Consider the following 20,384-nt stretch of genomic DNA (forward strand, 5'->3'; position numbering starts at 1 on the left):
CTCAGTGGCCGGTGCCGGCAGGCGCCGCCTGCAGATGCAGGCCGGTCAGCAGGCGGCGGATCAGGCCACTTTGGGATTCGATCACCTGATGCGGCATCGCCATCGGCGCCACCGGAAGGGCGCAGGGGCCTGCGATCAGCGCATCGGGCGACAGCACGGCTTCGGACGCGAGCGCAGAGAGGGAGGAGGTATGCGCGGTCATGCGTGGATCCATTGATAGAGCCAGGTTTCGGTCAGCTTGCGACCATATCCAGCGATATGGGCAGCCAGTTCGACGGTGTCACCCCCGGTCGGCTTCACGTCCATGACAAGACGCCAGATTCCGTCGGTGGTGTTGCGGGAAAGTACCTTCGTCACGATTTCGCCGTTCCAGGCGTTGGCGACGATGGTCAGGTTCTCGGCCTCGTCATGGCCGAGGCTGTCCATCAGCCCGCCGACGAAGTCGATCACGAACTTGCGGGTGCCATCGGTGTTCTGCACGCCGGAAACGCCACCCTCGCCGGTGCGGGTTTCCTTGACATGGGCGCGGTCGTCGAAATCTTCGAATTCGATGTCGCCCCAGCGCAGCCGATAGCTGAATTCGCGGCTTTCGCCCGCCTTTGCCGGTGCATCGGGGATCCAGAACGCCACGATGTTGTCGTTCACTTCCAGATCCGAGGGGATCTCGACCAGACGGATCACGCCTTTGCCCCAGTCGCCCACGGGCTCGACCACGCAGGAGGGACGCTTTTCGTAATGCGCCGCATCGTCCTGATAATGGTCGAATTCGCGGTCGCGCTGATACAGACCAAAGGACTTCGGCGCGGTTTCCGAGAAATAGGACGAGGCCAGCCGCGGCGGGTTCGCCAGCGGACGCCACAGGATGTCGCCATCGGCGCGCACGATGCCCAGACCGTCGCTGTCATGCACGTTCGGCCGGTAATCGTCGAACTTCGCCCGGTTGCGTTCCGCAAAGAGGAACATCGAGGTCAAGGGCGCGATGCCCAGCTGGTCGATATCGGCGCGGAAGAACAGACGCGCTGTCACATCCATCACCGTCTCGAAGCCCGGACGGATCACGAATTGATAGGCGCCGGTCAACGACGCGCTTTCGAGTGCGGCCCAGACCGTGATCGTCTCGCCACCCGGCTCGGGGCGCTGGATCCAGAAACGGGTGAAGCGCGGGAATTCCTCGGCCACCGACAGGCCGGTGTTCACCGCCAGCCCGCGCGACGACAGGCCATAGGCCGAATTGCGGCCAAGGGCGCGGAAGTAGGACGCACCCTGGAAGGCCACAAGCTCGTCGAAGACATCGGGGCGGTTGAGCGGCGTGTGCAGGCGGAAGCCCGCAACACCCGGCAGCGCGGCATGCAGCGGAACCTTGTCGCGGCTTTCGCGCTCGTAGATGAAATCGTCGGTGTCAAAGCCCATCGGCAGGGTCTGACCGTTCACCACCTCGTTCAGCAGAACGGGTTCCTTGAACAGCCAGCCCATGTGGAAGGCATGCAGCTGGAAATGCGTGCGCTCGACATCGGCAAACCGGGCCCGCGCCGGATCGAAGCGAATGAGCCGGTAAAGGTCATAGGTGAGCTGGTTGAGGAAGCTGTCGGGCAGCACGACCGGCGCATCGGGACCGGCGGCGGCAAGGGCGCGCATCTCTTCAGCCAGCGTGTCGAAGCTGAACGGTTTCTGCGGCGCGGCAGCGGGCACGTCGATCGGCGCCGGGGGCGTCGTTTCCTGCGCATAGGCACTGCGCGGCACTGCCCCCGTCCCGGCCAGAATGGCAGCCGAGGAGAGCGTGACCAGAAGGTGGCGGCGAGTCATCATGGTGGAGGCTTCGTTACGGCTGGAGGGCATCTGTTTTCTATGCAAAGTCAGATAGTTCCAAAGGCCGCGCAAGGGCGTCCCTGTTTGCCGTTTCTATAGTCACAGTGCTGAAAAACTGGCAAGAGAGTTTGCGTAACAGATGTGTCAAATGGGCGCTGTCCCGCCTGTTTTGGCGCAAAGTTGCGCAACTTCCCGCGCATCGGTCAGGAAGTTGCGCATTCTGCGCAGGCAAAGCCGATTTTCCCGATTTTGATACATGTTTTAGCCGGTTCAGGCCGGTTTTTCCGCAGCTGCAAAGGGCCGCTCCGCGCCCGAGGTCGGAGGTGAGTCGCGGCCGTTCGGCCCGCAGATTGCGCCGCGCCGCGCAGTCCTCGTGCCAGCCTGTGAGCGGGGGGCGCGGGTGCTCTTGTGACACCCGGTCAGGCTGGATAAACCGATCAAAACAGCCGGAGGGACCATGGACCAACTCGATCTGACCGGAAGCATCTTCGGCATTCTGTCGGTGATGATCTTTCTTGGCGCCTATGCGCTCGTGGTGATGGAAGAGACCACCCACATGCGCAAGTCGAAGCCGGTGATGCTTGCCGCCGGGCTGATCTGGACGCTGATCGGCGTCGCTTATGCGAGCCACGGCCTTTCGGAAGTGGCGCATGAAAAGGCCATCCATGTGGTCGAGGAATATGGCGAGCTGCTGTTGTTCCTGCTTGTCGCGATCACCTACGTCAACACGATGGAAGAACGCCGGGTCTTCGACGCGCTGCGCGCGAAACTGGTGGGGCTCGGCCTGAGCTATCGCAAGCTGTTTTTCTTCACCGGTTTCTTGTCCTTCCTGCTCTCGGGTGTGCTCGACAACCTGACGACGGCGCTGGTGATGGGGGCCGTGGTGATGGCCGTAGGCCGGACCTCGCCGAAATTCGTCACCCTTTCCTGTATCTCGACCGTCGTCGCGGCGAATGCGGGCGGCGCCTTCACCCCCTTTGGCGACATCACCACGCTGATGGTCTGGCAAAAGGGCAAGATCGAGTTCTTTGAATTCTTTGTCCTCGTCATCCCCTCGCTGCTGAACTGGCTGGTTCCGGCGGTGATCATGTCCTTTGCGATCCCGAACGAATCCCCTGCCGCGACCGAGGATCGGGGCACGATGAAGCCGGGTGGCGCCGGGGTGGTCTGGCTCTTTGCCGCCACCATCGTCACCGCGGTCAGCTTCAAGAACTTCCTGTCGCTGCCGCCCGCGATGGGGATGATGCTTGGCCTCGGCTATCTGCAGATCTTTTCCTATTTCCTCACCATGACGGGCCACAAGCGCCACCATGAGGAGCTGGTTCTGGACAGCTTCAAGCAGTTCGAGCGGGTGGAATGGGACACGCTGCTGTTCTTCTTCGGGATCATCTTCGCCGTCGGCGGTCTGGGGGTTCTTGGCTACCTCGACATGGTTTCTGTTGCGCTTTATCAAGGGCTTGGGGCGACGGCGGCGAATACGATCCTTGGTCTGCTGTCGGCCGTGGTGGACAATATTCCCCTGATGTTCGCGGTGCTGACCATGGACCCGGTGATGAGCCACGGGCAATGGCTGCTGATCACGCTGACCTGCGGCGTCGGCGGCTCGATCCTGTCGATCGGCTCGGCCGCAGGCGTCGCGCTGATGGGGCAGGCACGCGGGCAATACACCTTCTCGGGCCATCTGAAATGGGCCTGGGCGATTGCGCTGGGCTATTTCGTGGCGATCGGCGCGCATCTGGTGATCAACGCGCATCACTTCTGATCCTGACCGACATCCGAAAGGCCCGGGACCCGCGTCCCGGGCCTTTTTCTTTGCGCCTTGCGGTGGCACATATGTGTTCCATGCATGACCGCGCGCCGAAATGGCTGCTGCCCGGGCGTTGCCTTGGCGCTTCGGGCATGGTCAGGTGAAGCCGGAGGGAGCCATGTCCGAAACCCAGATCGGCGGCGTTGCCGCAGCCCGTATCGCCGCCTTTGCGGCCCAGGAGGCCGAGGTCTATGCCGCGGCCCGTCCGCGCACGCGCGCGGCGCTTCAGGCGGGGGCCAGCCCGTGGCTTTCGGGCGTGCCGATGCACTGGATGCGCGACTGGCCGCAGCCCTTCCCGATGCTGGTGGCCGCCGCGAAAGGCGCGGTGATCGAGGATCTCGACGGCCACCGGATCGATGATTTCTGTCTGGGTGACACCGGCTCGATGTTCGGCCATTCGCCCGCGCCCGTCGCCCGGGCGATCCGCGCGCAGGCGGGGGCGGGGCTGACTTACATGCTGCCGACCGAGGCGGCGCTGCAGGCGGGTCAGCTGCTCTGTGATGTCTTCGGTCCGATGCGCTGGCAGGTGGCGACGACCGCGACCGATGCCAACCGCTTCGCCCTGCGCGTCGCCCGCGCGGTGACCGGGCGGCCAAAGGTTCTGGTCTTCGATGGCTGCTATCACGGCACGGTCGATGATGCGATGGTCTGCCTTGAGGGCGGCAAAACCGTCGCCCGTCCGGGGCTGGTGGGGCAGGTCGAGGATCTGTCTCTCGTCGCTGTCGTCGTCCCCTTCAACGATCTCGCCGCCGTCGAGCAGGCGCTGGCGGCGGGCGATGTCGCCGCGATCCTGACCGAGCCGGTGATGACCAACTCCTGCATGGTCCTGCCCGCGCCGGGTTTTCACGAGGGTCTGCGCGATCTCGCCACCCGCTACGGCGCGGTGCTGATCATCGATGAAACCCACACGATTTCCTCGGGCCGTGGCGGCTACACCCGCGTGCATGGCCTGCGCCCCGATATCTTCGTGGTCGGCAAATGCGTGGCGGGCGGCGTGCCCACCGCGGTCTGGGGCCTGAGCCCCGAGATCGCCACCCGCTTCGCCGCTTATGACGCGACGCGGCCTTCGGGCCATAGCGGCATGGGCACGACGCTTTCCGCCAATCCGCTGCAATTCGCGGCGCTTGTCGCCACCCTCTCGCAGGTGATGACGCCCACCAATTACGCCCGGATGGAGGTGGGCGCAGCGCGGCTATGCGCTGGCCTTTCGAAGGTGGTCAAACGCCGCAAAGCGCCGTGGCATGTCGTCCGCGTCGGCGCCCGGGTCGAGTTCATCTGCGCCCCGGGACCGCTGCGCACCGGCTCCGACGCCGCCACGGCCCATGCCCCCGCGCTGGAAGCCGCGTTGCACATCGGCCTTCTGAACCGGGGCTGCCTGATCGCCCCCTTCCACAACATGATGCTGATTTCGCCCGCCACGACGCGCGCGCAGATCGACCGCCTGATCGCCGCCTTCGACGCCGTGACGGCCCAATTGTTCGAGACCTGACATGACCCAATCGCCGACCGGCTCCACCCCGCAAGAAGCCGAAGATTTCCTGGCCGCCCATCCCTCGATCGAGGCTTTCGACATCGTGCTGCACGATGCGAACGGCATCGGTCGCGGCAAGATCATCCGCCGCCACGAGCTGATGGGGCTCTACAAGGGCGGCCGCCACCTGCCGATTTCGATCCTTGGCCTCGATATCGTTGGCGAGGATGTGCACGAGACCGGCCTGATCTGGGATCAGGGCGACGGCGATCTGCGCGCCTGGCCCATTCCCGGCACGCTGAAGGCGTTGCATGGCACCAACCCGCCGCGCGGCGAGGTGCTGATGAGCATGTATCACCTCGATGGCGCGCTGATGACCTCGGACCCGCGCCATGCGCTGGCCCGGCAGGTGCAGGCGATGGCCGACGAGGGGCTGTATCCGGCGGGCGCGTTCGAGCTCGAGTTCTTCCTCCTCGATCCCGACACCACGCAGGGCGTTCGGCCCGCGGCGGCGGTTCTGGACGGGCGGCGCTCGGATTGGACCGAGGTCTATTCGGTCGATCACCTGCACGGGATGGAGCCCTTGTTCAGCGACATCTACCGCGCCGCCGAGGCGATGGGGATCAAGGCCGAGACGGTGATTTCCGAATATGCGCCCGGGCAATACGAGCTGACGCTGCATTACCGGACCGATGTGATGCAGGCCGCCGATGATCTGGTGCGCTTGAAACGCATCGTCCGGCTGCAGGCGCGGCGGCATGGCGTGACCGCCTGTTTCATGGCGAAACCGATCGAGAAATATGCGGGCTCGGGGATGCATTTCCACGTCAGCCTCTGCGACGCGACCGGCCGGAACATCTTCGCCGAGGAGGTCGAGGGGATCTGGACCGACAGCATCCGCCACGCCATCGGCGGTCTGCGCCAGACGATGGGCGAGTCGATGCTGGTCTTTGCCCCGCATGGCAATTCCTGGCGCCGCTTCGTTGGCCAAAGCTACGCGCCGGTCTCGCCCAGCTGGGGGGTGAACAACCGCTCGGTGGCGCTTCGCATCCCGGCAGGGGACATCAAGGCGCGGCGGATCGAGCATCGGCCCTCAGGCGTCGATGCGAACCCCTATCTGGTCGCGGCGACGGTTCTGGCGGGGATCCGCCACGGGTTGAAGCATCGCATCGACCCAGGCCCGGAAACGACGGGCAATGGCTATGCTGGCGACGACGCACTGAAAATCCCGCGCGACTGGCGCGAGGCGATCGAGGCGGCGACCGCCTCCGAGTTCCTGAAAGACGCGCTGGGCGAGGACATGCACCGCACCTTCACCGCGATCAAGGCGGCGGAACATGGCCGCGTCGCCCGCTGGATCGCCGATGTGGATTACGCGCTTTACCTGCACAACGTTTGAAAGGCTGGGGGCTCTGCCCCCAGACCCCCGAGGTATTTCGGGCAAGATGAAACAAGCCCCTTTCATCTTGCCCGAAATACCTCGGGGGGAGGCTTGCTGAAAGCAAGACGGGGGGCAGAGCCCCTTGCGTCGGTCGTAATTTGCGCAGAGCTCAGATCAACCCGGCGTGTTTCATCGCCGCATCAAGTGCGGCCTTGGTGCTGTCCGTCAGTTCGGTCAGCGGCAGCCGCACCTCGGGGCTGCAGAGCCCGAGCTTCGACATCGCATATTTCGCTCCGGCCACGCCCGGCTCCATGAAGATCGCGATATGCAGCGGCAGCAGCAGATCCTGATATTTCAGCGCTTTCGCGTAATCGCCGCGCAGGGTGGCTTCCTGCATTTCCGCGCAAAGCTTCGGCGCGACGTTCGCGGTCACCGAAATGCAGCCGACGCCGCCCATGGCGTTGAAGCCCACCGCCGTCGCATCTTCGCCCGAGAGCTGGACGAACTCGGCGCCGCAGGTCATGCGCTGCTTCGCGACGCGGCTCAGATCGCCGGTCGCATCCTTCACCCCGACGATCCGCGGCAGTTGCGCCAATTGCCCCATCGTCTCGGGCATCATGTCCACGACCGAGCGGCCGGGGATGTTGTAGATGATGATCGGCAGATTGCAGGCGTCATGCATCGCTTTGAAATGCGCCACCATGCCCCGCTGCGTCGGCTTGTTGTAATAGGGCGTCACCACCAGCGCCGCATCGGCGCCGTTTTCCTCGGCGTGGCGGATCAGTTCGATCCCCTCGGCCGTTGCATTCGAGCCCGCGCCCGCGATCACCGGCACGCGCTTCGCCGCGGTTTCCACCACGACACGCACGACTTCGTTATGCTCTTCATGGCTCAGCGTCGGGCTTTCGCCGGTCGTGCCCACCGGCACGATGCCGTGGCTGCCCTGAGCGATATGCCAGTCCACAAGCTTCTTGAGCGTGTCCCAATCGACTGCGCCGTTCTTGAACGGCGTGACGAGTGCGGGGAAGGACCCTTTGAACATGACACGCTCCTGAGGTTTGGGCGGATTCGCCTGAGTGAAAGTCGCGCGGACCATAGGCGAGGCATTCGGTCTTGCCAACTTGTGAATTGCAACGATCACGCCTTGCGCGCAGGCTGTTGAAAACGCATGCACAGGCTCATGACCAGACCCCGATCCATCGCCGCTCTGCTGGCCGCTTGCCTTGTGCTCTTCCCGTTGTCCGGGCGGGCCGATGACCCCGTTGCGCTGAGACTTGCGCTGCAGCTGGCCGCGAAGACCAACTGGGATCAGGCCGAGGCCGAGGCCCGGCTTTCCGGTCCTTTGGCCTTCGATATCATCGAATGGCAGCGCCTGCGGGCGGGCGCGGGGAGTTTCGCCGATTACGCGGATTTCTCGGCCCGCCGGGAGGATTGGCCGGGCATGGAGCTTCTGCGCAAGAAGGGCGAGGCGCAGCTTGCAAGTGCCAATCCGGCCGAGATCGTAGCCTATTTCGGCGATACGCCGCCGCAGACCGGCACCGGCGCGCTGGCGCTGATCGAGGCGCGGTTGGCGCTCGGGCAGAAGGACAAGGCCGCTGCCGTGGCCGAGGAGGCCTGGCGCAGCCTTGATCTTTCCCCCGAAGAGCAGGCGGCTTTCCTGGATCGTCACGCCGATCTGGTCGCACCGTTCCACGGCGGGCGGATGCAGGCGGCGCTGGATCAGGGTCGCCTTGCGCAGGCCCGTGCGATGCTGCCCCTTGTGACCCCGGGCACGAAGGCCGTGGCCCAAGCGCGGATCGCGCTGCAGTCGCGGGCCAAGGGCGTGGATGCGCTGGTGAAGGCGGTGCCGGAGCGGCTGGCGGGCTCGAGCGGGCTGGCGCGCGACCGGGCGGTCTGGCGCTGGCGCAATGACATGGAAGATGGCGCGGCCGAGATCGTGCTGCAGTTTTCAAAGAACGCCGAAAGCCTTGGCGATCCGAAGCTCTGGTCCGATCTGCGCGGGCAGCTGGCGCGGTTCTTCCTGCGCAAGGGCGATGCGCGGCTGGCCTACAAGATCGCGGCGCGGCACCGCCTGCCCTCGGACGATCCGGATTGGGGCGATCTGGAATGGCTCGCGGGCTTTGCGGCGCTGAAGCTCGGTGATGCGCCGACGGGGCTTGAGCATTTCGAGGCGCTGGATGCCGGGGTCAGCACGCCGATCTCGAAATCCCGCGCCGCCTATTGGCGTGGCCGGGCGCTTGAGGTGATTGGCCGGGTGGCCGAGGCGGATCAGGCCTATGTCGAAGGCGCGCAGTGGCAGACCGCCTTTTACGGGCTTTTGTGTGCCGAACGCATCGGCGCGCCGCTCGACCCCGCCTTTGCCGCCCCGCCCGCGCTGCCCGACTGGAAATCCGCGCCCTTCGTGAGTGATCCGGTCTTTCAGGCGGCGCAGTTGTTGCAGGCGGCAGGGGCGCGCGATCTGGCCGAGCGCTTCTTGCTGCATCTGGAGGAAAGTCTGCCGCCCGAGCAGATTGCCCCGCTCGCAAGGCTGGCCGAGGAATGGCGCGACGCGCATCTGATGTTGCTTCTGGCCAAGCGCGCGGCGAACGAGGGGGTGGTGCTGACGCGCGCCTATTATCCTTTGCCCGAGCTGAACCCCAAGGGATTGGTGGTCCCCGAGGAATTGGCCCTGTCGATCGCGCGGCGCGAAAGCGAATTCGACCCGGCCGTGGTCAGTCCTGTCGGCGCGCGCGGCATGATGCAGCTGATGCCCGAGACGGCGAAGATGATGGCGAAGAAACTGGGCGAGCCCTACGATCTGAAACGGCTGACCACGGACCCGTCCTACAACGTGCGGCTGGGGTCCGAATATCTGGCAAAGCTTGAAGAGGAATTCGGCACCTCGCCGGTGCTGATCGCGGCGGGCTACAATGCCGGTCCGGGTCGGCCGCGGCGCTGGATCACCGAGCGCGGCGATCCGCGCCAGCCCACCGTCGATGTCGTCGAATGGGTCGAGATGATCCCCTTCACCGAGACCCGAACCTATGTGATGCGAGTAGCGGAAAGCCTGCCCGTCTATCGTGCGAGATTGGGCCGCCCTGATGCCGGCGCGGTTCGGTTTACCGACGAATTGCGCGGCAACTGGTGAGGCAAGGGCGTATTTGGGCCAAGAAGATCAGGGGGTTTCGGCCTTGGCGCGGGCGCGCCAGAGCGTGAACAGGCCCGCACAGACGACGACCCCGGCGCCAAGGGCAACGTTGGGGCGCAGGATGTCACCAAAGATCCAGATCCCGATCCCCGAGACCCAGACGAGTTGCAGATAGGCAAAGGGCTGGATCGCCGAGGCCTCGGCGATTTCATAGGCGCGGATCAAGAGGAAATGCGCCGTGACCGCGGTCAGGCACAGCGCTCCCATCCAGAGCCAGTCGGTGGCGATCATCGGTTGCCAGAAGATCAGGCCGAGCGGTGTCATCGCCAGCGCGCCGATCAGCCCTGTCCAGTAGAACGAGACCGAGGCCGCGTCCTTGCGCGCAGCAAAGCGGGTCAGCAGCGAATAAAGCGCAAACAGGAAGGCGCCGAAGAGCGGGATCACCGCCTGCGGGCGGAAGACGCCATATCCCGGTTGCAGGATGATCAGGATGCCGACAAAGCCAATGCCGATGGCCGTCCAGCGCCGCCAGCCGACGGTTTCGCCCAGCACCGGGCCAGACAGGGCCGCGACGAGCAGCGGATAGGCGGCAAAGACCGCATGCGTCTCGATCAGGCCAAGATGCACGAAGGCCTGAATGACGATCACGATCTCGAAGACCAGAAGCAGGGCGCGGACGGTTTGCAAAAGCGGTTGTTGCGTTGCCAGCGCCGCGCGCAGCCCGCCCGAGGAACGGGCGGCGATGGTCAGGGTGAAGAGCGCGAAGAACCAGTAGCGGATCGTCACCACCATATAGACGTTATACGCACCCGAGAGATGGCGCGAGATTGCATCCTGAAGCGAGAAGATGATGGTGACGATCACCATCAACCAGATGCCGCGGCCGATGTTCTGGGTCGCTCTCATGTTTTCACTCCGCGGCTCATGTGGCGTTTGCCCGCGTAGCCGGGGGCGCGGGAGACGGTGAAGCCCGCCGCCGCAAGGCCGCGGCGCACGAAGCCCGCGGCGGAATAAGTGGCGAAGGTGCCGCCGGGCGCGGTGTGACGGCCGACCTCGGCCATCAGATCCTCGCCCCACATCTCGGGGTTCTTTGCCGGGGAAAAGCCGTCAAGGAACCAGGCGTCGGCTTTTTCATCCCAAGTCGGCAGTGTCTCGCGGACATCGCCAAGGATCAGCGTCACGGAAATGCTGCGCAGCGAAAACTGCGTTTCTCCATACTGCATTGCGGCAATGAGCGGTTCCGCGATCGGTTCGACCTCGGGAAAGGCGGTATGGGCGCGGGCCATTTCGGCGGCCGACATCGGGAAGGCCTCGAAGCTGGTGAAGCGGATCGGCTGGTCGGTGGAGAGCGCGAGGGCCAGCAGATTGAGCCCGGTGCCGAAGCCCAGTTCTGCGACGTGAAAGCCCGGTCGCAGGCGGGTGGGCAGGTCGTTGCCTGCCAGAAAGACATGGCGGGTTTCGTTCAGACCTCCGGCAAGGCTGAAATACGGGTCGTCGAAACGGGTCGAAACGGGCGTCGATCCGTCGCGCCACGCAAGCGCGGCCGGGCTCTGGTCTGGGGAGGTCATCGGGGGTAGTGCCTGTGGGGATTTGACGCGGAGAGTGGCGAAAGGGGCTGGCGATGGCAAGAGCAGATCGGGTGACGGTGCGCGGCGGCGGGGTTTTTGGTCTGGCCTGCGCCTATGAACTGGCGCGGCGGGGGGCAAAGGTGCGGCTGATCGAGCGGGATCGGATCGGCGCGGGGTCGTCGGGCGGGACCGTGGGGATGCTTTCGCCGCATGTGCCGGATCAATGGAACCCGAAGAAGCAATTCCAGTTCGATAGTCTGGTGATGTCGGAGACGTTCTGGGCGGGGGTGAAAGAGGTCGGCGGCAAGGACGCGGGCTTTGCGCGGATCGGGCGGCTGCAGCCGCTCGCCGATCAGGCGGCGGTGACGCTGGCCGAGCTGCGGGCCAAGGATGCGGCGACGAACTGGGGCACGGACTATCTTTGGCGCATTGCGCCGGTGAGTGACTTCGGCGCCTTTGCACCCCTTACGCCGACGGGGCTCGTCATTCACGATACGCTTTCCGGCCGGGCCTCGCCGCGCGGGGCCGCGGCGGCTTTGGCGGCGGCGATCGAGGCTTTGGGCGGCGAGATCGTCTTTGGCGAGGCCGCGGACGAGGGCATCGTGCTGCATGCGACCGGGCTTGCGGGGCTTGAAGAGCTTTCGGCGGCTTTCGGCAAGGAAGTCGGCAACGGCGTCAAGGGCCAGTCGGCGATCCTGAAGCTCGATCCCGGCCCGGTGCCGCAGATCTTTGCCGATGGTGTGCTGGTGGTGCCGCATGCGAATGGCACGGTGGGTGTCGGCTCGACCGCCGAGCGCAGCTACACCGACCCGACCGCGACCGATGATCAGCTGGAGGCGGTGCTGGAGCGTGCCCGCGCGCTGGTGCCTGCGTTGCAGGGCGCCGAGGTGATCGAGCGCTGGGCGAATGTGCGGCCGCGCTCGGTCTCGCGCTCGCCGATGCTGGGCGCCTGGCCGGGGCGCGAGGGGCATTTCATCGTCAATGGCGGTTTCAAGATCGGCTTCGGCATGGCGCCGAAAGTGGCGCAGGTGATGGCCGATCTGGTGCTTGAGGGTATCGACGCGATCCCGGCGGGGTTCCGGGTCGAGGACAACCTCTGAACTCAAGATGTCCCGGCCGCGAGGTCGGGACATCGGTTCGAAAAGGGCGTATTTGCGCCAAGAAAAAGCAGGCGTTCAGTAGCTGTATTCGCCGTAGATGCGGGACAGATCGCCCTTCCAGACGCCGTGGTATTTTTCGAGCAGCTCGTCGGCGGGAACGCGGCCGGTGTCGATGCTTTCTTCGAGCGCGTTGAGGAAATAGGTCTCGTCCGGGATCAGCCCGCCTGCGCCGGGGATCTTGCGCGCGGCAAGACCGGCTTTCGAGATCGCCACCACCTCGCGCGCCAGATCATGCATCTTCACGCCATTGCACTCGGCTTGCAGGGCGTGCTTGGCGGCAGAGACGCGCAGACCATCGCGGGTCTCACCATCCCAGTCCTTGACCAGATCCCAGGCCGCATCGAGCGCGCCTTGGTCGTACATCAGCCCGACCCAGAACGCGGGCAGGGCGCACAGACGCCGCCACGGGCCGCCATCGGCGCCGCGCATCTCGATGTATTTCTTCACCCGGGCTTCAGGGAAGACGGTGGTCAGATGGTCCGCCCAGTCTGACAGCGTCGGTTTCTCGCCGGGCAGGGCGGGCAATTCGCCCTTCAGGAAATCGCGGAACGATTGGCCGAGTGCGTTGATATATTGGCCGTCGCGGTAGACGAAATACATCGGCACATCGAGGACGTAATCGACATAGCGTTCATAGCCCATGCCGTCCTCGAAGAAGAAGGGCAGCATGCCGGTCCGCGCCGGATCGAGGTTTTGCCAGATGTTCGCGCGCCAGGATTTCATCCCGTTCGGCTTGCCGTCAAGGAAGGGCGAGTTCGCGAACAAGGCGGTCGCCACGGGTTGCAGCGCCAGCGCCACCCGCATCTTCTTCACCATGTCGGCCTCGGACGCAAAGTCGAGGTTCACCTGCACGGTGCAGGTCCGATACATCATCGTCTTGCCCATGGTGCCGACCTTGTCCATGTAGCTGTTCATCAGCCGATAGCGCCCCTTCGGCATCATCGGCATTTCCTCGGCCGACCATTCCGGCGCCGCGCCCAGCCCGATGAACTTCGCCCCGATGCGGTCGGCGATCCGGTGCACCTCGGTCAGGTGTTCGTTCACTTCCTCACAGGTCTGGTGCAGGGTTTCGAGCGGCGCGCCCGACAGCTCCAGCTGCCCGCCCGGTTCAAGGCTGACATTGGCGCCATTGCGGGTCAGGCCGATGATATTGCCGCCTTCCAGTACCGGTTCCCAGCCGAAGACCTGCTGCAGGCCTTCCAGCATCGCCCGGATCGAGCGCGGGCCGTCATAGGGCAGGGGCTTCAGCGCATCCTTGCAATAGCCGAATTTCTCGTGCTCGGTGCCGATGCGCCAGTCACTTTTCGGCTTCTCGCCCGAGGCCAGATATTCGGCCAACTGGCTGAAGTCTTCGATCGGGCCGCCGCCCTGCTGGGGAATGGACATCGGACCCTCTCTTTCCGTTGGGACACAACAGGTGGTTCTTCCGCGCCGCCAAGTCAAGCCGCCTCAGGCGGGGCGGCGCCACAGGCTTTGTGCGGTGATGCGCGTATCAAGGGCGGCGGTCATCGCCCCCATGTCGATGCCGGGCAGCCCGGCGAAGGCATCGAAAAGCTTTTCCGAGCCGACCGCTGCCACGGGCACCAGAAGCGCCTGCCCGTCGCGGCTTTTCAGCCGCCAGAACTGGCTGTCTTTCAGGATCAGCAGGCGAATCTCGCTCAGATCGTCGAGCGCCATGTAGCCGCCCAGAACCAGCCCGCCGGTGCCGTAATAGCCGATCCGGCCTTCATCGAGATCGACCACGCCCGGATCGGAGACCGGACGCGAAAAGCGGGCGCGTCGCAGGGCCAGCACCACCCAACCCGCTGTCAGCGCGGCAAGGCAAAGGCCGACCGCCGCCAGAAACCAGCCGCCGCGCGTCGCGATCCAGAGCGAGGCGGCGAGCAAAAGCCCTGCGACATAAGCTTCGCGCTGCCGGATCAGATGCGCGCGCAGCTCGGGTCGGATCACTTCCAGTCCCCCAAGGCGGATTGCCAAAGCGTGATCGCCGCACAGGCGGCCGTGTCGGCGCGCAGGATGCGCGGCCCGAGCGACACCGGCGTGACAAAGGGGAGCGCCCGCAGCTGCCGCCGCTCGGTTTCGGAAAAGCCGCCCTCGGGGCCGACGAGAACCGCCCAGGGGCCGGGGGTGAGGCCAGCCAAGGTCTGCGCCGGGCCGACGAGCGATTCGTCACCCCAGAGAATGCGTCGCTCCGGGTTCCAGTCTTTCAGAACTTTCTGCAAAGGCTGCAAGTCACTGACTTCGGGGACATAAGTGCCCAGACATTGCTCGGCCGCTTCCAAGGCATGCGCCTGCAAGCGGTCCTGCTTGATCCGCGCGGCATTTGTGAACTCGGTCTGCACCGGCAGGATTCTGGCACAGCCCAGTTCCGCCGCCTTTTCGACGATGAAATCGGTGCGTTCCTTCTTGATCGGGGCAAAGAGCAGCCAAAGATCCGGCGGGTTCAACTGCGGCGCGGCAAGGCCGAGACAGCGCAGCACGCCGCCGCGTTTCGAGCCCTCGACCACCTCGGCGGTCCATTCGCCGTCCTGCCCGTTGAAGAGCGCAACCCGGTCTCCCGGGCCAAGCCGCATCACCGCAAAGAGATAATTCGCCTGATCGGCGGTCAGGGGCACGGCTTGCCCCGGCCCGAGCGGGTGAGTAACACAGAGTCGTATCTTGGCGCGTTCCATGAGGCGAAACTTATGACCGGCAAAACCGAAATGCCAGAGGCTCAGGTGACAGGACAGGTGGCGGACGCCTATCGCGGCAACTGGGTGGACCATACCGCCCCCGCGTTCAGCCGCCCCTATCTGCGGCTTTCCCGGGCGGATCGGCCGATCGGAACTTGGTTGTTGCTGCTTCCGTGCTGGTGGTCGATTGCGCTGGCCGCCGCGACCGACAGCCTGCGCGCGTTTGATCTGTGGTTGGCACTGGGCTGTGCGATTGGCGCCTTTCTGATGCGCGGCGCGGGCTGCACCTGGAACGATATCACCGACCGCGATTTCGACGGGCAGGTGGCGCGGACGCGCTCGCGTCCGATTCCCTCGGGGCAGGTGAGCGTGAAACAGGCGGTGGGGTGGATGGTGGCGCAGACCGCCATCGCGGCACTGATCCTCTTTACCTTCAACTGGGCCGCCATCGGCATGGGCGTGCTGGCGCTCGTGCCGGTCGCCGTCTATCCCTTTGCCAAGCGCTTCACCTGGTGGCCGCAGGCCTTCCTAGGCGTCGCCTTCAACTGGGGCGCGCTCCTCGGTTGGGTCGCGCACAAGGGCAGCCTTGGGCTGGCGCCGATCGCGCTTTACGTAGCGGGGATCATCTGGACGCTGTTTTACGACACGATCTACGCGCATCAGGACAAGGAAGATGACGCGCTGATCGGGGTAAAATCGACGGCGCGGCTCTTTGGTGCGAACACGCAGCGCTGGCTGACGCTGTTCCTGATCCTGACCGTGGTGCTGATGACGGCGGCGGTGCTGCTGGCGCTCTTGCCGCTGGACAATCCGCTGGTGCTGGCGCTGGGCCTGTGCGCGCCTTGGGCGATGGGCTGGCACATGCTCTGGCAGATGCGCCGGCTCGATATCGATGATGCCGACACCTGCCTGTGGCTCTTTCGCAAGAGCCGCGATACCGGGCTTTTCGCTGCGCTGTTTCTTGCCTGCGCCGCAATCCTTTGATTGATCGCCAAGGGGGCGCCCCTTAAGACGGTTCGGACCCAAGTCGAGGAAGCAAACTCCCATGCGTGGCCGCATCACAGTCCTGACGACGACGGCTTTCGTCGGCGCCCTCGTGCTTTCGGCGTTCATCGCGGGCGGCTCTGCCACGATCATCGAGCAGCGCTCGCGCAAGGCGGTGAAGCTGGCGCTGGAAGCCGCCAGCCATTCCTGGGTGCAGGTCGAAACCGATGGGCTGCAGGTGATCCTGCTGGGCACCGCCCCGTCTGAGGCCGAGCGCTTCCGTGCCGTGACCCTGGTCTCGACCGTGGTCGACAGCTCGCGCATCGTCGACAACACCGATGCCGAGGTGGAAAAGGCGATCGCGCCGCCGGATTTCTCGCTGCAGATGCTGCGCAATGACGAGGGCATCTCGCTGATCGGTCTCGTGCCCGCGGGCACCGACCGCAAGGCGCTGATGAACCGGCTGACGCAGTTGGCAGGCGATGGCACCGTCACCGACATGCTCGAAAGCGCCGATTACCCGGTGCCGGGCGGCTGGAAATCCGCGCTCGATTTCGGGATCACAGCGCTCTCGGAGCTGCCGCGGGCGAAGGTCTCGATCCTGCCCGGCAAGGTGGGCGTCGAGGCGATCACCGACAGCCCCGAGGAAAAGGCTGATGCCGAGACCCTCCTCAACCGCCGTCGCCCGACCGAGATCAAGCTTGATGCGAAGATTTCCGCGCCCCGCCCGGTGATCACCCCCTTCACGCTGCGCTTCCTGATCGACGCCGACGGGCCGCGCTTCGACGCCTGCTCGGCCGATACCGAGCGGGCTTCGGGGCGGATCATGGCGGCGGCGCGCAAGGTGGGCGCAAAGGGCGATCTGGATTGCACCGTCGGCATGGGCGTGCCCTCGCCGCAATGGGTCGATGCGGTGGAAATGGGGATTGCCGCGCTGGGGCAGCTGGGCGGTGGCACGCTGACCTTCTCGGATGCCGATATCGCACTGGTGGCGGCCGATACCACCGATCCCGTTATCTATGACCGGGTGGTGGGCGATCTTGAATCGAACCTGCCCGAGGTCTTCTCGCTGAAGGCCGAGCTGGCGAAGAAGGCCGAGGCCAAGGATGCTGTGCCGGAATTCTCGGCGCTCTTGCGCGAGGACGGGCAGGTGGAACTGCGCGGCCGCGTACCCTCGGATCGCTCGCGCGAGGCGCTTGAAAGCTTTGCCCATGCGCAATTCGGGGCGAAGTCGGTCTATGCGGCGACGCGCGTCGATACCGGCTTGCCGGAGGGCTGGCCGTTGCGCACGCTGACCGCGCTCGAGGCGCTGAGGCTGATGCACGACGGCACGGTGACGGTGACGCCCGATGTGATCCGGCTGTCGGGGGTGACCGGCGACCGGCAGGCCTCGGATAAAGCGGCGGGGCTTTTTGCGCGCCGTCTGGGCGAGGCGGCGCCGATCGCGCTTTCGGTGAAATATGACCGGCGGCTGGATGCGACGCTGTCGCTGCCTGACGGCAATGAATGCGTGGCGCGGCTGAACGGAGTTCTGGCCAAGCAAAAGCTGAGCTTTGAACCGAGTGCCGCGCGAATCAAGGCCGAGGATCTGGATCAGCTGGATGCCCTCGCCAAGGCGATGGCGCAGTGTCAGGACTATCGCATGGAAGTGTCGGGGCATACTGACAGCCAGGGCAGCGAAGAGGGCAACCGCAAGCTCAGTCAGGCCCGCGCCGAGGCGGTGATTGCCGCGCTTGGTGGGCGCGGGGTGCAGACGCGGAACCTGACGCCAAAGGGCTATGGCGAGACCCAGCCGATTGCCGACAACGACACCGACAAGGGGCGCGAGGCGAATCGACGGATCGAATTCGTGCTGCTCGATGCCAAGCCCGTCGGCGGCGAAGGGCAGGTCGATCTGCCGGTGACGCCGCCATCCCCGCCCGCACAACCCGCCGCCCCGAAGCCCGCGCCCGTCGCGCCGATCGAAGCAATGCCCGATATGGTGCTGGATGAAAGCGCCGTCGAAGGGGGCTGCGCCGATGGAAGATGCGCATGGCGAGCCGATGCCTGAGTCGCCCGAGACCGATGACACGCCTGCAACCGATGCCGGGGCCCCGGACACTCCCCCTGCAACCGATGCCCCTGCCGTCGAAACCCCGGCTGCGGAATCCGGGGCTCCAGCCGCAACCGATACCGCAGCCGACACGGCGGCGCCCGTTGCTGAGGCAACGGATACGGCACAGCCAGAGGCCGCCCCGTCTGCGGCCGAAGCTGCCCCCCGCCATTCCGGTCAACCCCGCCGCGCAATCGCCCGGCCATCCGAAGCCGCGGCCGAAAAAGCTCGGCGGGCTGAACAACTGAGGAAAGCCGCAGATGAACAGAACCGAATTCGTCATCGCCACGGCGATCATCCTGTTCCTGGCCTTCTGTCTGGGCTGGTTCGCTTCTTGGCTGATCCACCGTCTGACCCGGGTCACCGCGGCGGACATGGGGGAGCTTGAGCAGATGGCGCAGGCGCTGCACGAGGCTGAAGAGGTCCGTGATCAGGCCATCGCCTATGTCGAAACGCGCGAGGCCGAGCTGGTCAACCAGATCAACCAGACCGAGGCGGAATTGCGCGCCGCGATGGATGGCCTGCGCGATGCCCGCCACGAGGCCGAGGAGCTGCGCGCCTATATCGAGCGGATTCAGGCCGAAGACTAAGGCGGTTTCGTCGCCGCCCGCTTGCTTGCCGCGTGCGAGGCGCCTACATCGGGGGCATGGACATCACGCGACTCCTTCCCGCCCGACTCTTCCGCCGTCCGCCCCGCGTCTCGGTCGTTCGGCTGCAAGGGGCCATCGGCCTCAGCCGACCCGGCGCGCAGGGCCTGTCGGATGCGGCTCTGGCCGAAACGCTGGAGCGGGCCTTCCGTCGCGGTAAACCTGCGGCCGTCGCGCTGATCGTCAATTCTCCGGGTGGCTCGCCGGTGCAATCTTCGCTGATTGCCGCGCGCATTCGGGCGCTGGCCGAGGAAACCGGCCTGCCTGTCCACGCCTTTGTCGAGGATGTGGCGGCCTCGGGCGGCTATTGGCTGGCCTGCGCCGCCGATGACATCTGGGCCGATGCGACCTCGGTCGTCGGCTCGATCGGGGTGATCTCGGCGGGCTTCGGCTTTTCCGATCTGATCAGCCGCTACGGGGTCGAGCGGCGCGTGCACACCGCAGGCGGCTCGAAAAGCTTTCTCGACCCGTTCCGGCCGGAAAAGCCCGAGGATGTGGCGCGGCTCTCCCGTCTTCTCGAAGACATGCACCGGTCGTTCAAGGCCTGGGTGACCGAGCGGCGCGGCGCGAAGCTGGCCGCGGGCGCCGATCTCTTCACGGGCGAGATCTGGACCGGGTCGCAGGCGCTGGAGACCGGGCTGATCGACGGGCTGGCGCATCCGGTGCCGAAACTGCGTGCGCTTTACGGCGAGAAGGTGAAGCTGGTTCCCTATGGTCAGCGCCGCTCGTGGCTGCGGCGGTTCGGGGCCAGCATGGCCGCCGAGGCCGCGGTCTCGGTGCTCGATGCCGCCGAAGAGCGGGCGATGTGGGCGCGGTTCGGGCTCTGAGATCATGATCAAGGTAATGACCCTGTTCCTGCTCGTCATGGTGGCCCTCGCCTTTTTCGGGCGGCTTCGCTTTCCGGCGCGCAAGCCCCGGCTGATGCGGCGCGCCTGTCCACGCTGTGGGCGGCCACAAGTCGGGCCGGGGCGTTGCCCTTGCGAAAAGGTGTGACGATGCAGGTCGTGCGGACCGATATCCCCGTCGCTCTGGCGTCCGCCTTGGCAGAGGCGCTGGCGATGTGCGACCTCGCGCCGAGCGAGGTCGCGCTGCTTCTGATCGGCAGCGCGGATCCGGCCCGCGCGCTGGCACAGATCGCCGATTTTGCAGCGCAGCGTCCCGCGCCGGAGCGGGCAGGGGCGGATACGATCGCGAGCGGTCAGGTGATCTGGCTGATGCCCGAGGGCACCGCCGCGGTGCTGAATGGGGTCTTGCAGCAGGCCGCGCGGAGCCATGCGCCGTGCCTGCGGGTCAATGCGATCCACCTTGGCGCGACTCGCCCGCGTCCTGCGCCGTGGCAGGCTGCCTGGCTTGCCGCACAGCCGCATCCGGGCCCGAAACCGCTGCCGCAGGCGCTTGCGGAGGCGATGAGATTTCTCTTGCAGGTGCCTTCCGTGACGGGCCAAACAGTTAACATTAACCATTCGGTTTAACGGTTTGGTAACCTTTCAACCGGCTGATCAAGGGTTTCGAGGCGCAACTCGGCGGCAAGTTGTCCACCCGTCGCGGATTTGTAAATAAAGGGTTACAATTCTCTCAATCCTTTCAGTCACTTGCTTTGAGTGAAAATATTTTTTGTTTACAATCAATTGCTTGAAATGTTGCCTGTTTTTTGGGCAACCCTGTGAAA

At 65.4% G+C, this 20,384-nt stretch carries 18 protein-coding genes; 10 read left to right on the forward strand and 8 right to left on the reverse strand.

Annotation, left to right across the window (positions count from 1 at the left end; all coding sequences use genetic code 11):
• Position 1 precedes the first annotated feature (1 nt).
• A complete protein-coding gene (locus ACTTAI_RS02860; protein WP_444454124.1) occupies positions 2-202 on the reverse strand; it encodes a hypothetical protein in 201 nt (66 codons plus the stop codon).
• Positions 199-1,803 carry a glucan biosynthesis protein gene (locus tag ACTTAI_RS02865; RefSeq protein WP_444455689.1) on the reverse strand — a complete coding sequence of 535 codons (1,605 nt, stop codon included), beginning with the start codon at positions 1,801-1,803 and terminating at the stop codon, positions 199-201. Before ACTTAI_RS02865 ends, ACTTAI_RS02860 begins: the two co-directional genes overlap by 4 nt.
• Positions 1,804-2,263: 460 nt before the next feature.
• On the opposite strand from ACTTAI_RS02865, the gene nhaD reads away from it, so the two are divergent.
• The 3 genes from nhaD (at position 2,264) to ACTTAI_RS02880 (ending at position 6,483) form a co-directional block, all read left to right on the forward strand.
• Positions 2,264-3,568 carry a sodium:proton antiporter NhaD gene (gene nhaD / locus ACTTAI_RS02870; RefSeq protein ID WP_444454126.1) on the forward strand — a complete coding sequence of 435 codons (1,305 nt, stop codon included), beginning with the start codon at positions 2,264-2,266 and terminating at the stop codon, positions 3,566-3,568.
• A 163-nt stretch (positions 3,569-3,731) separates the two neighbouring features.
• Complete coding sequence (locus ACTTAI_RS02875; protein ID WP_444454127.1) at positions 3,732-5,102, forward strand: aspartate aminotransferase family protein; 1,371 nt, start codon at positions 3,732-3,734, stop codon at positions 5,100-5,102.
• Between the two features lies 1 nt (position 5,103).
• On the forward strand, positions 5,104-6,483 hold the full coding sequence (locus ACTTAI_RS02880) for a glutamine synthetase family protein (protein ID WP_444454129.1): 1,380 nt from the start codon (positions 5,104-5,106) through the stop codon (positions 6,481-6,483).
• Between the two features lie 151 nt (positions 6,484-6,634).
• Here ACTTAI_RS02880 and dapA read toward each other — a convergent pair whose 3' ends face one another.
• Complete coding sequence (gene dapA / locus ACTTAI_RS02885; RefSeq protein ID WP_444454131.1) at positions 6,635-7,507, reverse strand: 4-hydroxy-tetrahydrodipicolinate synthase; 873 nt, start codon at positions 7,505-7,507, stop codon at positions 6,635-6,637.
• A gap of 138 nt (positions 7,508-7,645) precedes the next feature.
• Between dapA and ACTTAI_RS02890 the strand changes: the two genes are divergently transcribed.
• Positions 7,646-9,592, forward strand: coding sequence for a transglycosylase SLT domain-containing protein (locus ACTTAI_RS02890; protein ID WP_444454132.1), 1,947 nt, complete (start codon positions 7,646-7,648; stop codon positions 9,590-9,592).
• A gap of 27 nt (positions 9,593-9,619) precedes the next feature.
• Here ACTTAI_RS02890 and ACTTAI_RS02895 read toward each other — a convergent pair whose 3' ends face one another.
• Both ACTTAI_RS02895 and mnmD read right to left on the reverse strand, forming a co-directional pair.
• Positions 9,620-10,498 (reverse strand): DMT family transporter, encoded by an 879-nt coding sequence (locus ACTTAI_RS02895; RefSeq protein WP_444454134.1) that lies wholly within the window; start codon positions 10,496-10,498, stop codon positions 9,620-9,622.
• A complete protein-coding gene (gene mnmD / locus ACTTAI_RS02900; RefSeq protein WP_444454136.1) occupies positions 10,495-11,160 on the reverse strand; it encodes a tRNA (5-methylaminomethyl-2-thiouridine)(34)-methyltransferase MnmD in 666 nt (221 codons plus the stop codon). Before mnmD ends, ACTTAI_RS02895 begins: the two co-directional genes overlap by 4 nt.
• A gap of 53 nt (positions 11,161-11,213) precedes the next feature.
• Between mnmD and ACTTAI_RS02905 the strand changes: the two genes are divergently transcribed.
• Positions 11,214-12,260 carry an NAD(P)/FAD-dependent oxidoreductase gene (locus tag ACTTAI_RS02905; protein ID WP_444454138.1) on the forward strand — a complete coding sequence of 349 codons (1,047 nt, stop codon included), beginning with the start codon at positions 11,214-11,216 and terminating at the stop codon, positions 12,258-12,260.
• 75 nt (positions 12,261-12,335) lie between these two features.
• On the opposite strand, the gene ACTTAI_RS02910 is transcribed toward ACTTAI_RS02905, so the two are convergent.
• From ACTTAI_RS02910 to ACTTAI_RS02920, 3 genes are all read right to left on the reverse strand, one after another.
• Complete coding sequence (locus tag ACTTAI_RS02910; protein ID WP_444454140.1) at positions 12,336-13,706, reverse strand: glutamate--cysteine ligase; 1,371 nt, start codon at positions 13,704-13,706, stop codon at positions 12,336-12,338.
• 63 nt (positions 13,707-13,769) lie between these two features.
• The gene (locus ACTTAI_RS02915; RefSeq protein ID WP_444454142.1) at positions 13,770-14,270 is read right to left on the reverse strand and encodes a hypothetical protein; all 501 of its coding nucleotides are present in this window, start codon (positions 14,268-14,270) and stop codon (positions 13,770-13,772) included.
• Positions 14,267-14,992 (reverse strand): 16S rRNA (uracil(1498)-N(3))-methyltransferase, encoded by a 726-nt coding sequence (locus ACTTAI_RS02920; RefSeq protein ID WP_444454144.1) that lies wholly within the window; start codon positions 14,990-14,992, stop codon positions 14,267-14,269. The genes ACTTAI_RS02915 and ACTTAI_RS02920 overlap by 4 nt, the downstream gene beginning before the upstream one ends.
• Before the next feature lie 12 nt (positions 14,993-15,004).
• Between ACTTAI_RS02920 and ubiA the strand changes: the two genes are divergently transcribed.
• The 5 genes from ubiA (at position 15,005) to ACTTAI_RS02945 (ending at position 20,187) form a co-directional block, all read left to right on the forward strand.
• Entirely contained in the window at positions 15,005-15,976 is a 972-nt protein-coding gene (ubiA, locus tag ACTTAI_RS02925; RefSeq protein WP_444454146.1) for a 4-hydroxybenzoate octaprenyltransferase, read from the forward strand.
• Between the two features lie 61 nt (positions 15,977-16,037).
• On the forward strand, positions 16,038-18,026 hold the full coding sequence (locus tag ACTTAI_RS02930) for an OmpA family protein (RefSeq protein WP_444454147.1): 1,989 nt from the start codon (positions 16,038-16,040) through the stop codon (positions 18,024-18,026).
• 302 nt (positions 18,027-18,328) lie between these two features.
• Positions 18,329-18,658, forward strand: a complete 330-nt coding sequence (locus ACTTAI_RS02935; protein WP_444454149.1) for a hypothetical protein — start codon at positions 18,329-18,331, stop codon at positions 18,656-18,658.
• Between the two features lie 56 nt (positions 18,659-18,714).
• Positions 18,715-19,542 (forward strand): S49 family peptidase, encoded by an 828-nt coding sequence (locus tag ACTTAI_RS02940; protein WP_444454150.1) that lies wholly within the window; start codon positions 18,715-18,717, stop codon positions 19,540-19,542.
• Between the two features lie 168 nt (positions 19,543-19,710).
• Positions 19,711-20,187, forward strand: coding sequence for a hypothetical protein (locus ACTTAI_RS02945; RefSeq protein ID WP_444454152.1), 477 nt, complete (start codon positions 19,711-19,713; stop codon positions 20,185-20,187).
• Positions 20,188-20,384 lie beyond the last annotated feature (197 nt).

Source organism: Rhodobacter capsulatus, assembly GCF_052363175.1.
Taxonomy (GTDB): domain Bacteria; phylum Pseudomonadota; class Alphaproteobacteria; order Rhodobacterales; family Rhodobacteraceae; genus Rhodobacter; species Rhodobacter capsulatus_D.

Excerpts from the sequence above, each read along its gene's own strand:
- dapA (WP_444454131.1), bottom strand. The coding sequence starts at position 7,507 with ATGTTCAAAGGGTCCTTCCCCGCACTCGTCACGCCGTTCAAGAACGGC.
- ACTTAI_RS02890 (WP_444454132.1), top strand. The coding sequence starts at position 7,646 with ATGACCAGACCCCGATCCATCGCCGCTCTGCTGGCCGCTTGCCTTGTG.
- ACTTAI_RS02920 (WP_444454144.1), bottom strand. The coding sequence starts at position 14,992 with ATGGAACGCGCCAAGATACGACTCTGTGTTACTCACCCGCTCGGGCCG.
- ACTTAI_RS02930 (WP_444454147.1), top strand. The coding sequence starts at position 16,038 with ATGCGTGGCCGCATCACAGTCCTGACGACGACGGCTTTCGTCGGCGCC.
- nhaD (WP_444454126.1), top strand. The coding sequence starts at position 2,264 with ATGGACCAACTCGATCTGACCGGAAGCATCTTCGGCATTCTGTCGGTG.
- ACTTAI_RS02940 (WP_444454150.1), top strand. The coding sequence starts at position 18,715 with ATGGACATCACGCGACTCCTTCCCGCCCGACTCTTCCGCCGTCCGCCC.
- ACTTAI_RS02910 (WP_444454140.1), bottom strand. The coding sequence starts at position 13,706 with ATGTCCATTCCCCAGCAGGGCGGCGGCCCGATCGAAGACTTCAGCCAG.
- ACTTAI_RS02865 (WP_444455689.1), bottom strand. The coding sequence starts at position 1,803 with ATGACTCGCCGCCACCTTCTGGTCACGCTCTCCTCGGCTGCCATTCTG.
- ACTTAI_RS02895 (WP_444454134.1), bottom strand. The coding sequence starts at position 10,498 with ATGAGAGCGACCCAGAACATCGGCCGCGGCATCTGGTTGATGGTGATC.
- ACTTAI_RS02860 (WP_444454124.1), bottom strand. The coding sequence starts at position 202 with ATGACCGCGCATACCTCCTCCCTCTCTGCGCTCGCGTCCGAAGCCGTG.
- ACTTAI_RS02880 (WP_444454129.1), top strand. The coding sequence starts at position 5,104 with ATGACCCAATCGCCGACCGGCTCCACCCCGCAAGAAGCCGAAGATTTC.
- ACTTAI_RS02875 (WP_444454127.1), top strand. The coding sequence starts at position 3,732 with ATGTCCGAAACCCAGATCGGCGGCGTTGCCGCAGCCCGTATCGCCGCC.
- ACTTAI_RS02935 (WP_444454149.1), top strand. The coding sequence starts at position 18,329 with ATGAACAGAACCGAATTCGTCATCGCCACGGCGATCATCCTGTTCCTG.
- ACTTAI_RS02945 (WP_444454152.1), top strand. The coding sequence starts at position 19,711 with ATGCAGGTCGTGCGGACCGATATCCCCGTCGCTCTGGCGTCCGCCTTG.
- ACTTAI_RS02905 (WP_444454138.1), top strand. The coding sequence starts at position 11,214 with ATGGCAAGAGCAGATCGGGTGACGGTGCGCGGCGGCGGGGTTTTTGGT.
- ubiA (WP_444454146.1), top strand. The coding sequence starts at position 15,005 with ATGACCGGCAAAACCGAAATGCCAGAGGCTCAGGTGACAGGACAGGTG.
- mnmD (WP_444454136.1), bottom strand. The coding sequence starts at position 11,160 with ATGACCTCCCCAGACCAGAGCCCGGCCGCGCTTGCGTGGCGCGACGGA.